This window comes from Flavobacterium sp. 316 (assembly GCF_000967805.1).
Classification (GTDB): Bacteria; Bacteroidota; Bacteroidia; order Flavobacteriales; family Flavobacteriaceae; genus Flavobacterium; species Flavobacterium sediminilitoris.
On record NZ_JYGZ01000001.1, the window covers coordinates 272,739 to 285,454 of the forward strand.

The 12,716-nt window shown below is 28.1% G+C and carries 15 protein-coding genes; 4 read left to right on the forward strand and 11 right to left on the reverse strand.

What is annotated here, in order from left to right; translation table 11 throughout:
* Positions 1 to 3: 3 nt before the first annotated feature.
* From SY27_RS01245 to SY27_RS01285, 10 genes are all read right to left on the reverse strand, one after another.
* On the reverse strand, positions 4 to 336 hold the full coding sequence (locus SY27_RS01245; protein ID WP_045966667.1) for a hypothetical protein: 333 nt from the start codon (positions 334 to 336) through the stop codon (positions 4 to 6).
* Positions 320 to 703 carry a phage holin family protein gene (locus SY27_RS01250; RefSeq protein WP_152640671.1) on the reverse strand — a complete coding sequence of 128 codons (384 nt, stop codon included), beginning with the start codon at positions 701 to 703 and terminating at the stop codon, positions 320 to 322. Before SY27_RS01250 ends, SY27_RS01245 begins: the two co-directional genes overlap by 17 nt.
* Positions 703 to 969, reverse strand: coding sequence for a YtxH domain-containing protein (locus tag SY27_RS01255; protein WP_045966669.1), 267 nt, complete (start codon positions 967 to 969; stop codon positions 703 to 705). Before SY27_RS01255 ends, SY27_RS01250 begins: the two co-directional genes overlap by 1 nt.
* A gap of 13 nt (positions 970 to 982) precedes the next feature.
* Positions 983 to 1,138, reverse strand: coding sequence for a lmo0937 family membrane protein (locus tag SY27_RS18630; protein ID WP_152640672.1), 156 nt, complete (start codon positions 1,136 to 1,138; stop codon positions 983 to 985).
* Between the two features lie 31 nt (positions 1,139 to 1,169).
* Positions 1,170 to 1,799: a porin family protein gene (locus SY27_RS01260; protein WP_082084283.1), complete on the reverse strand. Its 630-nt coding sequence runs from the start codon at positions 1,797 to 1,799 to the stop codon at positions 1,170 to 1,172.
* 194 nt (positions 1,800 to 1,993) lie between these two features.
* Positions 1,994 to 2,545 carry a DUF4142 domain-containing protein gene (locus tag SY27_RS01265; protein WP_045966672.1) on the reverse strand — a complete coding sequence of 184 codons (552 nt, stop codon included), beginning with the start codon at positions 2,543 to 2,545 and terminating at the stop codon, positions 1,994 to 1,996.
* 166 nt (positions 2,546 to 2,711) lie between these two features.
* Positions 2,712 to 4,481 carry a CHASE3 domain-containing protein gene (locus SY27_RS01270; protein ID WP_045966674.1) on the reverse strand — a complete coding sequence of 590 codons (1,770 nt, stop codon included), beginning with the start codon at positions 4,479 to 4,481 and terminating at the stop codon, positions 2,712 to 2,714.
* Positions 4,481 to 4,930 (reverse strand): response regulator, encoded by a 450-nt coding sequence (locus SY27_RS01275; protein ID WP_045966676.1) that lies wholly within the window; start codon positions 4,928 to 4,930, stop codon positions 4,481 to 4,483. Before SY27_RS01275 ends, SY27_RS01270 begins: the two co-directional genes overlap by 1 nt.
* A 14-nt stretch (positions 4,931 to 4,944) precedes the next feature.
* A complete protein-coding gene (locus SY27_RS01280; RefSeq protein WP_045966678.1) occupies positions 4,945 to 5,508 on the reverse strand; it encodes an AraC family transcriptional regulator in 564 nt (187 codons plus the stop codon).
* Between the two features lie 168 nt (positions 5,509 to 5,676).
* A complete protein-coding gene (locus SY27_RS01285; RefSeq protein ID WP_045966680.1) occupies positions 5,677 to 5,877 on the reverse strand; it encodes a hypothetical protein in 201 nt (66 codons plus the stop codon).
* 133 nt (positions 5,878 to 6,010) lie between these two features.
* Here SY27_RS01285 and pyrF point away from each other — a divergent pair, with 133 nt between their 5' ends.
* The 3 genes from pyrF to SY27_RS01300 are packed head-to-tail and all read left to right on the forward strand — an operon-like array spanning position 6,011 to position 8,155.
* Complete coding sequence (gene pyrF, locus SY27_RS01290; protein WP_045966681.1) at positions 6,011 to 6,841, forward strand: orotidine-5'-phosphate decarboxylase; 831 nt, start codon at positions 6,011 to 6,013, stop codon at positions 6,839 to 6,841.
* A gap of 4 nt (positions 6,842 to 6,845) precedes the next feature.
* Complete coding sequence (locus SY27_RS01295) at positions 6,846 to 7,346, forward strand: hypothetical protein (RefSeq protein WP_152640673.1); 501 nt, start codon at positions 6,846 to 6,848, stop codon at positions 7,344 to 7,346.
* A gap of 8 nt (positions 7,347 to 7,354) precedes the next feature.
* A complete protein-coding gene (locus SY27_RS01300; RefSeq protein WP_045966685.1) occupies positions 7,355 to 8,155 on the forward strand; it encodes an ABC transporter substrate-binding protein in 801 nt (266 codons plus the stop codon).
* Between the two features lie 184 nt (positions 8,156 to 8,339).
* On the opposite strand, the gene SY27_RS01305 is transcribed toward SY27_RS01300, so the two are convergent.
* Positions 8,340 to 9,050, reverse strand: a complete 711-nt coding sequence (locus SY27_RS01305; RefSeq protein ID WP_045966687.1) for a DUF4197 domain-containing protein — start codon at positions 9,048 to 9,050, stop codon at positions 8,340 to 8,342.
* A 134-nt stretch (positions 9,051 to 9,184) separates the two neighbouring features.
* On the opposite strand from SY27_RS01305, the gene SY27_RS01310 reads away from it, so the two are divergent.
* Positions 9,185 to 12,610 carry a methylmalonyl-CoA mutase family protein gene (locus SY27_RS01310; protein ID WP_045966689.1) on the forward strand — a complete coding sequence of 1,142 codons (3,426 nt, stop codon included), beginning with the start codon at positions 9,185 to 9,187 and terminating at the stop codon, positions 12,608 to 12,610.
* Positions 12,611 to 12,716: the final 106 nt, after the last annotated feature.

Sequence of the window (12,716 nt, forward strand, 5' to 3'; positions counted from 1 at the left end):
TTACTATTTATTTTCGACTTTATTTGTTATCAGATTTGTTATTATATATTGTAGAACATTTCCTGATATTTTTTTAAATGGATTATTTGAATTCCCAAAAAGTACTTTCTTGGATATATAACCACCTAAAATTCCTAATGATGTTTTAAAAATATTTGTTTTGATTTCCGAATCGTGTTTTATTTCGTTGAACGTTTCTTTAATCAGGTTTATAGGTTTTAGGCTTTCGTATGTTATTTCAAACTGATTTTTTAATATAATAAAATCGGTTTCTTGCTTTGCTTTTAAAAGTTCAATTCTATTTGCTAGTTGAACTCTTTTATCTTTCTTTTTCATTTTCTTCAAGTTTATTTTTTAGCAAAGTATTTATCATTAATTCGTTTATTGGATTCTCAATAGTTTTCTTCTTATACTTATATATAAGTAATCCTAAGAGTAAATAAACAAATGAAACAATTAAGAAACCGATGTAATATTCACCAATTAATTTTCCAATCCATAGGCTTATGCCAATATTGATAAAAAATAGAAAGAAGGCTACTAAAACTATAATTGCAATGTGTGATACTAAAACGGATATTGCTTCTGAAATTTTTTCAATTGCGCTTAGTTTTATAAGCTCAACACTTGTTTTGGTATAGTTTTCTGCTTTTTCAAATAGATTCTCTATTGCAGTAGCTTTATCTTCTATTTTTGTTTTCATTATTGCATTTTTTTAAGTTCGCTCTCTATTCTTGACTTTCCTTCTTCTATAATTGACTTTGCATTTTCTGAAACAGACTGATATTTTTCTTCCATTTCAAGCAGGAAAGAATCAAAATCTTCTTTTAGATTATCTTTCAAATCTTTTGACTTGTCTTTGATTTTTTTTCTTGTGTTTTTTCCTTTGTCTGGAGCAAAAAGTACGCCTAATACAGCTCCTGCTGCTAATCCTCCAATTACTCCTAATACTACATTACTTGTTTTCATAATTTTTTATTTTTTAAATATTCTTACTTTTTTTAATTATTTTTAATAATACTGCTATTACTGCTATAACAAGTAGGATATGAATTAGATTTCCAAAACTTCCTACATATAATCCTAAGGCCCATAATATTACCAATACCACAGCGACCAGATACAAAATGTTTCCCATGATGTTACTTTTTAAATGTTACTATTGTTTTTTATAGACGAAAACCTACATACAAACTAAGTGCACTATTTTTTGCATCTGGAAAAGTGTAAGTTGTTCCACCAAAAGATTGTTCTTTACCAATAGTTTGTAAACCATAGTTGTATCGAACACCTATTGAAGCAGATTCAAAGTCAAATCCAACTCCACCAGATAAACCGTAATCAAATTTGTTTAAATCGTCATTACTAATGTTCTCTTCAAAGTCAAAAACGCCATTACTTGTTTCGTTTGTTGCTTTTCCATCAATTAAGTAAGCGACATAAGGTCCAAAATGAAGATTGAAGTTTCGGGTTACGTTTAATTTTAATAAAAGAGGTACTTCTAAATAGTTTAATTTTAATCGAGATGTACCAGATGCGAATGCATTGTCATAAACCAATTCGGCTCCTTTTCTAGAGAAGTTAAACTCTGGTTGAATAGATACCGCATCTGAAACAGGTAAATTTGCATAAAGACCCAGATTAAAACTGGTTAAAATATTATTGTCGTCAACTTCTTCCGCATATAAATTAGTAAAATTTACACCACCTTTAATTCCTACTGAAGGATTTTTTGTTTGCGCATTGGTAACATTTAAAAATGCAACACAAGCCATTCCTGTTAAAAATAATTTCTTCATTTTGTTTGATTTTTTTTTAAGTTACTATAATTTGTTTTTGTAGCTTTTCTTATACTACATTACAAAGGTGCAACTTATCTAAAGCTTTTGTGTTACATGATAATAAGAGAGATTTATACAATTCCCACATCTCTTATATTAGACATAAAAAAACTCCTTGTAAGAAAGGAGTTTATTAAGATTTTAGGTTATATTTATTCAAGTCTCTGTTCTATTTTTTTCAGATTCTTATTTAGTATTGCAATTGTTTTTACTGAAAAAACTTTTAAATCTATGTTTGATGATGATTTTGTAATTGTCTCAAACGTATTGATTTCTTCTTTTAATGAACTTTCTAATTCAGATAAATAAATATAATCACGATTTGTATTTTCAGTTATTGTATCTAATTCTTCATTGATATCATAAAGTGTATCTGGAATTATAATTAAATTTTCTTTTGCAATTTTTTTTATCGATTTTTTAATTTCAATATGTTGCTTTTCTATGTCTTTTAATAAATGTTTTGTTGTAGTATTTAAATCTTTAGTTTGAGCAATGCTAGATAATTCAATTACTTTTAAATTAGATTCAACAACTTCAGTTAGTATTTGAGAATCAATTTTAGTATCAATATTTTGATTAATTAATTCAAGTATAGATTTGTTTTCGTCATTACTTTTCTTTACACATGATGCTACACTAAAAAAGGCTAGTAAAGTTAAAGCTAAGTAAAATGAAAAGATTCTGATTTTTAGCTTTTTCATTTTTATTTTATATTTATTACGAAACAAAGTTCTAAAAAACGGTTTGAAAAGATGTTATATAACTTTCCTTAAGTGTTATATAATTTTAATATAAATGTTTCTCTATAAATAAATATTGAAAAAAAAGATTGAATTAATTGGAATATTTCAAACTCTAATATAATTTTTATTTAGGAAGATAAATAATAAACGTAGCGCCTTCATTTAGAACACCTTCTGCAAAAATGTAACCTTTATGATTTTCGACAATTTTTTTACAAATTGCTAAACCAACACCAGTTCCTGGAAATTCATTTTTACTATGTAATCTATTAAATAATAGGAATATTTTGTGTGCATAAGCTTGATCAAAACCTAATCCGTTATCAGTAAATATAATTTTGATATACTCTTTATTTGATGAGTCATTAAGTAAAGGTTCGTTTATGGCTTTTACCTTTTTAGAACGTATTGTTATTATTGGAGGAACATCCTTTTTCGCATATTTTAAAGAGTTGCCAATAATATTAATAAACAATTGTTGTAATTGAAATTTTACCGCTTTAATTGTGTGTAATTTTCCAATGTTAATAGTCGCTTTTTGCTCTTCGATGCTTTCAGATAATTCTATTTTACTTTCTTCAGCTATTTCATTAAGATTAATTTTGCTAAAGACCTTTTCAGAACGATTAGTTCTGGAATATTGTAATAAATCATCAATTAAAACACGCATTCTACTAGAAGCCTGTTTTATTTTTTCAAAGTATATTTTGCCAGATTCGGATAAGCTATCTTGTTCTTTTTCTGAAATTCTAGAAATAAAAGTCTGAATTTTTCGCAAAGGCTCTTGTAAATCATGACTGGCTACTTGATTAAATTCATTAAGTTCTTTATTATTTTGCTCCAGTTCTTTATTACGTTGTTTAATTAGTTCTTTTTTATTAAAATCATCAGTAATATCTTGAGTTGTTCCAATCATATTTTTATGACCTAAACTATCAATAAATATTTTACCAATTGTTCTGAAATGTCGTATTTCATTATTGTTTTTACGAATAATTCGATAATGAATTAATGGTAATGATTCATCTTTTAGAATGCTATCATTAGCTTCAATTAAAATATGTTTATCATCTGGATGAACAAACTCTAATAAATTAGCTATTGTAGGATTAAAAGATTGCGGTTCACAGCCTAAGAGACGAAATTTATTATCAGAATAAGAAAATTGGTGGTTTTCAAAATTGAGTACCCAACTTCCATAATTTCCTAAAATTTCTGCTTGTCTACTTGATTCGTCGAAAATTTTAAGTTCAATATTTTGCTTTATAAGTGATTTATAGTTTTTAATAATTCGTAAATAACCTAAAACTAAAATAAGAATTGAAATTAAAAATGATGAAAATATGATTAAAGGAGTATTTGAATTATTGTATTTGTAAATTTTCTCATGAACATATAAAAGCTTGTTTTCTAATGTAATCATTTTACTAACTTCACGTCTAATAGAATCCATTACAACTTTGCCTTCTTTAAAAATAGTATTAAATTCTCTTTGTGTTTTAAAATCTTTCTTAAAATAAGAGAATCGTTTATCAACAAGATTGTATATTTTTTTTAAGTGTTTTTGCTGATTTTGGTTGTTTTTTGTGCTATTGTTTAATATTTCAAAAGAAATATTAATATTGTTTCGAGCATTAATATAAGGATCAAGATAAATAGAATCTCCACCTGTTATTACAAAACCTCTATGACCTGTTTCAGCATCTTTTATATAAGACATTAACTGTTCTAATTCTAATGAAATTTCATAAGTATTCATCAAAACAGCACTGGTTTTGTCTAAATCTTTAATATGTCTATACGTAATAGAAGCTAAAAGAATTAGAATAAATAGAGCAATTAGAAAAACAGCTCTAATAAAAGCGATTGATTTGAAGAATTTTGATTGGAACATTATAATATTCGTAATAAAAAATTTTCTTTATTTAATCCAGATGTGTGATATTGCCAATTCAATGTTACAACTTCATTTAAAACCTTCTTTAAAGTATTAAAATCGCTTGGTTTCTTAATATAAATATTTGCGCCTAATACAAAAGTATTTTCCACATCTTCATCAGAAGAAGAAGTAGAATAAATAGCAATGGCAATATCTTTAAACCTATCATTTTGTTTAATTTCTTTTAAACAATCAATACCAGATTTTATAGGCATATTTAAATCGAGAAAAATGATATTTGGCAAAACACTTTCAGGATTATTAAGAAAATCCATCAATTGTACACCATTATTTACTGTGTTAACAACAGTATTAATTTTTAATTCATCGAAAGCATCAGTAAAGAACAGTCTATCATCTTCATCATCATCGGCTAATGTTATTAGAATAAAATCTTTTTGCATATAAAATAATGGAATTAATTAATGTTTTGAGTTGTAATTTCGCGTCGTTTTGTTATAATTCTTTGAAACGCTGACGGAGTTATTCCAGTAGTGTTTTTAAATTGTGTACTTAAATGTGCAACACTAGAATAGTTTAATTTAAAAGCGATTTCAGTCAAAGTTAAATTATTATTTGTAATTAGCTGTTTTGCATATTCTATTTTTTGAATGATAATAAAATTTTCAATAGAAGTATAAGTTATTTCAGAAAACAAATTTGATAAATAACCATAGCTATGATCTAATTTCTCGGCTAAATACACTGAACTTTTTACATTAGGAACTTCTTCATTAAAAATCATTTCAACAATAGCATCTTTAATCTTTTGAACAATTATATTTTTTTGATTTTCAATAATTTCAAAACCATATTCCTTTAAAATTAAAGAGATAGCATCATATTTTTCAGATGAAATATTTTCTAAAAAAAGAACTTCATTTAAGTTAACTAAAGTATATTTAATATTAAACGTATTAAGTTTTTCTTCTAGAATTTTTTTAGCTAAAAAAGCAGTGTCAATTTTTAAAAAAAGTTTCATAAATGAGTGTTTAATGGTAAAGATAATGAATTGTTACTAATACTCTAGTTCGTTTAATTGAATTAAAAACGTAATATTTCTCTTTTATTTCATCTTAGTTTTAATTTATATTAATTATTAAATGAAAAAAAGTATAAATATAGAAATGAAATATTTCCAATTTTTAACTCATTGTAAAATTTTAAGGAATGATACACTATAATTTAAATTAGAACTTACACTAGTTTTTAATTCAATTGCAAAAGCAATAAGAAACATTTCAAAATAATTTACCTGTTTCGCATGTACAACTAAGTCATTAGTACAAGTCGATGTGAATAATTTGAAAGCAGAAATAAAAGTGTTTTGAATAATACATATTGTTTTCATAATCTAAGGCTTTGATAATTCAAATGTATTGTAAGCAAGAACAAAACATGTTACAAAATTTCAATAGATATTTATACAATATTTAGTTAAGACGTTTAAACTTTGTAACTTTGCACTTTGTAAAGCAAAAACAATGACAACACAACAACTAATTAACCAAATTGAGTCTAAAAAATCGTTTTTATGTATTGGACTTGATGTTGATCTGAATAAAATTCCGCAACACCTTTTAGAAACAGAAGATCCTATTTTTGAATTTAATAAATCCATTATTGATGCCACACACGACTTGTGTGTATCCTATAAACCCAATACAGCATTTTATGAAGCGTATGGAATAAAAGGATGGAAATCACTTCAAAAAACAATTGAATATATTAATGAAAAACATCCTGAAATATTTACAATTGCCGATGCAAAACGTGGCGATATAGGAAACACTTCATCAATGTATGCAAAAGCATTTTTTGAAGACCTAGATTTTGATTCGGTTACAGTTGCACCTTATATGGGAAAAGATTCTGTAGAACCATTTTTAGCATTTGAAGGAAAACATACTATTATGTTAGCATTAACATCAAATGAAGGCGCTTTTGATTTTCAAACTCTTCAAACAGAAGGAATCCATGGAGAAACTAAAGAATTATATAAAACCGTTTTAGAAACATCAAAAACATGGAAAAATTCTGAAAAATTAATGTATGTTGTAGGAGCTACCAAAGCAGAATATTTTACTGAAATTAGAAAAATTGTACCAGATAGTTTTCTTTTAGTTCCAGGAGTAGGAGCACAAGGAGGAAGTTTATCAGAAGTTTGTAAATATGGAATGAACAAAAACATAGGATTACTTATCAATTCTTCAAGAGGGATTATATATGCTTCAAATGGTGTTGATTTTGCTCAGAAAGCCAGAATAGAAGCACTGAAATTGCAAAACGAAATGGAGCAAATCCTAACCCAATAAAAGAATGACAAAAAAAGATTTCTTTAGATTATTAATCAAGGTTTTCGGATTATATAATTTAGTAACTGTTTTGTTTTATTTTGTACCTCAAGTATTTTCTACTTATTTGTATGGTTTTGATTTATCCTATTTTTTAATGGTTCTAGGTAGTTTATTATTGATTATAGCTTTGTTTTTATTCTCTGTTTTTAATACAGATTTAATCATTAAAATATTAAAGTTAGATAAGAATTTTGATGATGATAAAATTATATTTGGTAATTTAAATTCATATTCAATTATTTTGATTTCTGTTTCAATGATTTCACTATTATTGATTGCTAACTCATTACCAAGCTTTTTATTTAGTATTCTTAATATATTTAAAAAAGAAGTTAGTACCTATGTTATAGCCAATAATGAAATTGATTATTTGGCACTAATAACAGACGGATTAAGTATTATTTTAGGATACTTGTTCTTAACTAATAACAAAAGAATAGCTAAGTTTTTAGATAAAAATTAATTAAAAAAATGAGACAATTAATAGATCAACTTGGCGTAAATCATACTTTTGAAGCAACACCAAAACGAATTATTTCATTAGTTCCTTCACAAACAGAACTATTGGTTGATTTAGGATTAGAAGAATCAATTGTAGGAATTACAAAATTTTGTATTCATCCTTATTATTTAAAATCGACTAAAAAAAGAATAGGAGGAACTAAAAAAGTAAATTTTGACAAAATAAAAGAACTTCAACCCGATATCATAATTGCCAATAAAGAAGAAAACACAAAAGAAATAGTTGAAGAATTAAGTAAAATTTGTCCAGTTTGGGTTACAGATATTTACACTATTGAAGACAATAACAAAATGATTCAAGATTTTGGAGAAATTTTCAATAAAAGGACCAACGCTCAAAAATGGATTGATAAAATTAATTTTGCGCACAACGATTTTAAAAACTTCATAAAAGATATACCATTAAAAAAAGCAGCATATTTCATTTGGGCAAATCCCTATATGGTAGCAGGAAATAATAACTTTATTAATGAATTGTTAAGAATAAATCATTTTAAAAATATATACGAAGATAAAGAAGGTCGCTACCCAGAAATAGAATTGAAAAAAATGAGATTAGAAGGTGATCCAGATTATGTACTATTATCTTCAGAACCATTTCCGTTTAAAGACGAACACGCTTTTGAAATAGGTAGATTCAGCCATCATGCTAAAACTATTTTTGTAGATGGAGAAATGTTCTCTTGGTATGGAAGTAGACTAGTAAAAGCATTTGATTATTTTAAATTACTACATAGTAAAATAAGATAAAATAATAGTCATTAGAAGATTTATCACATAAAAAAACCACGTCCTAAAGACGTGGTAATTTTTTTAACTAACCTTAATCCAAATATATGATATATTAACAGTACAAATATCCGACTATTTTAAGCTAACTCATGTTAACAATTTGTTATATATATGTTATAGTATATTAAAGTTTTTAACGTTATTATTTTTTATCCTGTAAAGCAAAAACCTTCTTTAATAAATCAGAGCTTCTTGAGCTAAAATTAGTTCTAATATTTTGTTCTTCAACAGCAATCATTTTAAAAACACCTTCCATTGCTTTATTAGTAGTATAATCTGTAATATCAGGATTTACTTTACTTACAAAAGGAATACTATTATACTTTGTAATAATATTAGTCCACACCTTATCAGCACCTACTTTAGCAAACGAATTTTTAATCACCGGATTAAACTTTCCATACAAAGCAGTAGAAGTAGAATTTTGTAAATAACTAGTTGCCGCAGAATTATCACCCATTAAAATATTTTTAGCATCATTAAAAGTCATTTGTTTCACAGCGTCAACAAAAATAGGAGTAGCCTCTTTTACAGCATCTTCAGCAGCTCTATTAATAACCTTTAATCCTTCATCTGCTAGACTAGATAAACCAATGTCACGCAATCCTTTATCTACCTTTTTTAATTCCTCAGGAAGTAATATTTTAACCGCTTCATTTTTAAAAAAACCATCAGTAGCTGTTAATTTAGATACTTGTTTATCAATTCCTTTGTCCAAAGCTTCCTTCAATCCATTAGCAATATCTAATTGACTTAATCCAGGAGTACCTTGAGGTAATTGGTCAACAACTTGTTGTAATTCAGCACAACTAAATAATGTGAAAGCAAAAACGCTTAATACAATTTTCTTCATAATATTTTAATATTTCTTTCTAAGAGATCAAAGATAATGCCTTTTTTTAAAAACAGATAAAATCTACAAAATAAACGTGTTGAAAATTTATTAAATTCGTAAATTGCGCTACATAATTTGATATATAATTAGAAATGGAACAACAACAACCTTATATTCCTAATAATAAAGTAAGAATTGTTACTGCCGCTTCTCTCTTTGACGGACATGATGCAGCTATTAATATAATGAGAAGAATTATTCAATCTACTGGTTGTGAAGTAATTCATCTAGGACACGATAGAAGCGTAGAAGAAGTAGTAAATACAGCAATTCAAGAAGATGCGAATGCCATTGCAATGACTTCTTATCAAGGAGGGCATACAGAATATTTAAAATATATGTTTGATTTACTTAACGAAAAAGGAGCAAGTCATATTAAAATATTCGCAGGTGGTGGAGGAGTAATTCTTCCTGTAGAAATAGAAGAACTACATGCTTATGGAATAGAAAAAGTATATTCTCCAGATGATGGCCGTGCAATGGGACTTCAAGGGATGATTAATGATTTAGTAAAACGTTCTGATTTTCCTATTGGAAATGTATTAAATGGAGAAGCAAATCATTTAGAAAATAAAAATCCAAGAGAAATTGCACGTGTTATTTCAGCAGCCGAGAATTTCCCAGAAATAGCAAAAGAAACACTAGATAAAATACACAAAGAAAACGAAACCTCTAAAATTCCAGTTCTTGGAATCACAGGAACAGGTGGAGCAGGAAAATCATCTTTAGTAGATGAATTAGTACGTCGTTTTTTAATCGATTTTCCAGAGAAAACAATCGGATTAATTTCAGTCGATCCTTCAAAACGTAAAACAGGAGGAGCACTTTTAGGAGATAGAATTCGTATGAATGCCATTAACAATTCTAGAGTGTATATGCGTTCGTTGGCTACACGTCAATCTAACTTAGCTTTATCAAAATATGTAGCGGAAGCCATTCAAGTATTAAAAGCAGCTAAATATGATTTAATTGTATTAGAAACTTCTGGAATTGGTCAATCGGATACTGAAATTATGGATCATTCTGATGTTTCTTTATATGTAATGACACCAGAATTTGGTGCAGCAACACAATTAGAGAAAATCGACATGTTAGATTTTGCCGATTTAGTAGCGTTAAACAAATTTGACAAACGAGGAGCTTTAGATGCTATTCGCGATGTGAAAAAACAATACCAACGCAATCACAATCTTTGGGATGTAAATCCAGATGAAATGCCTGTTTTCGGAACCATTGCTTCGCAATTCAACGATCCAGGAATGAATACGTTGTACAAATCTATAATGGACAAAATTGTAGAAAAAACAGAATCAGATTTAAAGTCTACATTTGAAATTACGCGTGAAATGAGTGAAAAAATCTTTGTGATTCCACCTCATAGAACACGTTACTTATCTGAAATTGCAGAAAACAATCGTAAATATGACGAAACCGTTTTAACGCAAGTTGAAGTAGCACAAAAATTATACGGAATTTTCAAAACAATTGAATCAGTTCAAGGAAACTTTCCTCAAATTGACAAAGCTGGAATCATTGAAGAATCCTTGCAAATTAATGATTCAAACAAAGAATTCGTTTCATTATTAGTAAAAGAATTTGACCGAGTAAAAATGAACTTAGATCCATTCAATTGGTTAATCATTCAAACTTGGGACGAAAAAGTAAACAAATACAAAAATCCAATTTACAGCTTTAAAGTTCGTGATAAGGAGATAAAAATTCAAACCCATACAGAATCACTTTCACATTCACAAATTCCTAAAATTGCCTTACCAAAGTATCAAGCTTGGGGTGATATTTTACGTTGGAATTTACAAGAAAATGTACCAGGAGAATTCCCTTTTGCATCAGGATTGTATCCATTTAAGCGTGAAGGAGAAGATCCAACACGTATGTTTGCAGGAGAAGGAGGTCCAGAAAGAACAAACAGACGTTTTCACTATGTTTCATTAGGAATGCCAGCAAAACGTTTATCAACAGCATTTGATTCTGTTACCTTATACGGAAACGATCCAGATCATAGACCCGATATCTATGGTAAAATTGGAAATGCAGGAGTTTCAATCTGCTGTTTAGATGATGCTAAGAAATTATATTCTGGTTTCGATTTAAGTCATCCAGCCACTTCGGTTTCCATGACGATTAATGGACCAGCACCTATGTTGCTTGGTTTCTTTATGAATGCTGCAATTGATCAAAACTGTGAAAAATATATTAAAGAAAATGAATTAGAAGCTGAGGTTGAAGCAAAAATCAAAGCAATCTATGCAGCAAAAGGTACAGAAAGACCTATTTATAACGGAGCTTTACCAGAAGGGAACGATGGTTTAGGATTAATGTTGTTAGGCGTTACAGGTGATCAAGTATTACCAGCTGATGTATATAATGATATTAAAATAAAAACATTAGCACAAGTTCGTGGAACAGTTCAGGCCGATATTCTAAAAGAAGATCAAGCGCAAAATACTTGTATTTTTTCTACTGAATTTGCCTTGCGTTTAATGGGAGATGTTCAAGAATATTTCATTAAAGAAAATGTTCGTAATTTCTATTCCGTTTCCATTTCAGGATATCACATTGCAGAAGCAGGAGCAAACCCTATTACACAATTGGCTTTTACTTTAGCAAATGGTTTCACTTATGTGGAATATTACTTAAGTAGAGGAATGAACATCAACGATTTCGGGCCTAATTTATCGTTCTTTTTCTCAAACGGAATTGATCCAGAATATGCAGTAATTGGTCGTGTAGCACGTAAAATTTGGGCAAAAGCCTTAAAATTAAAATACGGAGCCAATGAAAGAGCGCAAATGTTGAAATACCATATTCAAACATCAGGACGTTCTTTACATGCACAAGAAATTGACTTTAATGATATTCGTACAACATTACAAGCTTTATATGCCATTTACGATAACTGTAATTCTTTACATACAAATGCGTATGACGAAGCAATTACAACACCAACAGAAGAATCGGTACGTAGAGCAATGGCAATTCAGTTAATTATCAATAAAGAATTAGGATTAGCGAAAAACGAAAACCCAATTCAAGGTTCATTTATTATTGAAGAATTAACCGATTTAGTAGAAGAAGCAGTTTTAACAGAATTTGACAGAATTACAGAAAGAGGAGGCGTTCTTGGAGCAATGGAAACCATGTATCAAAGAAGTAAAATCCAAGAAGAATCATTGTATTATGAGACGTTGAAGCATACAGGTGAATTCCCAATCATTGGTGTGAATACTTTCTTAAGTTCTAAAGGTTCACCAACAGTTATTCCAGCAGAAGTAATTCGTGCAACAGAAGAAGAAAAGTTGTTCCAAATAAAAACATTAGAAAATCTTCACAAAGGAAATGCTGATAAAGTAAAAGAACAAATTAACTTATTGCAAGAAGCAGCTATTAAAAATCAAAACATTTTTGAATTATTAATGGATGCTACTAAATACTGTACGCTAGGTCAAATTACTTCAGGATTATTTGAAGTAGGAGGACAGTATAGACGAAATATGTAGTTTGTAGAAAATAGAACAAAAAATAGAGTAAAGACCTTCCAGAAATGGAAGGTTTTTTATTTGATTAATAGCTAAACTATATTAGTTATAACCTAAAAGCTATTAA

Excerpts from the sequence above, each read along its gene's own strand:
- SY27_RS01245 (WP_045966667.1), bottom strand. The coding sequence starts at position 336 with ATGAAAAAGAAAGATAAAAGAGTTCAACTAGCAAATAGAATTGAACTT.
- SY27_RS01270 (WP_045966674.1), bottom strand. The coding sequence starts at position 4,481 with ATGTTCCAATCAAAATTCTTCAAATCAATCGCTTTTATTAGAGCTGTT.
- SY27_RS01260 (WP_082084283.1), bottom strand. The coding sequence starts at position 1,799 with ATGAAGAAATTATTTTTAACAGGAATGGCTTGTGTTGCATTTTTAAAT.
- SY27_RS18630 (WP_152640672.1), bottom strand. The coding sequence starts at position 1,138 with ATGGGAAACATTTTGTATCTGGTCGCTGTGGTATTGGTAATATTATGG.
- pyrF (WP_045966681.1), top strand. The coding sequence starts at position 6,011 with ATGACAACACAACAACTAATTAACCAAATTGAGTCTAAAAAATCGTTT.
- SY27_RS01285 (WP_045966680.1), bottom strand. The coding sequence starts at position 5,877 with ATGAAAACAATATGTATTATTCAAAACACTTTTATTTCTGCTTTCAAA.
- SY27_RS01275 (WP_045966676.1), bottom strand. The coding sequence starts at position 4,930 with ATGCAAAAAGATTTTATTCTAATAACATTAGCCGATGATGATGAAGAT.
- SY27_RS01295 (WP_152640673.1), top strand. The coding sequence starts at position 6,846 with ATGACAAAAAAAGATTTCTTTAGATTATTAATCAAGGTTTTCGGATTA.
- SY27_RS01250 (WP_152640671.1), bottom strand. The coding sequence starts at position 703 with ATGAAAACAAAAATAGAAGATAAAGCTACTGCAATAGAGAATCTATTT.
- SY27_RS01280 (WP_045966678.1), bottom strand. The coding sequence starts at position 5,508 with ATGAAACTTTTTTTAAAAATTGACACTGCTTTTTTAGCTAAAAAAATT.
- SY27_RS01265 (WP_045966672.1), bottom strand. The coding sequence starts at position 2,545 with ATGAAAAAGCTAAAAATCAGAATCTTTTCATTTTACTTAGCTTTAACT.
- SY27_RS01305 (WP_045966687.1), bottom strand. The coding sequence starts at position 9,050 with ATGAAGAAAATTGTATTAAGCGTTTTTGCTTTCACATTATTTAGTTGT.
- SY27_RS01310 (WP_045966689.1), top strand. The coding sequence starts at position 9,185 with ATGGAACAACAACAACCTTATATTCCTAATAATAAAGTAAGAATTGTT.
- SY27_RS01255 (WP_045966669.1), bottom strand. The coding sequence starts at position 969 with ATGAAAACAAGTAATGTAGTATTAGGAGTAATTGGAGGATTAGCAGCA.
- SY27_RS01300 (WP_045966685.1), top strand. The coding sequence starts at position 7,355 with ATGAGACAATTAATAGATCAACTTGGCGTAAATCATACTTTTGAAGCA.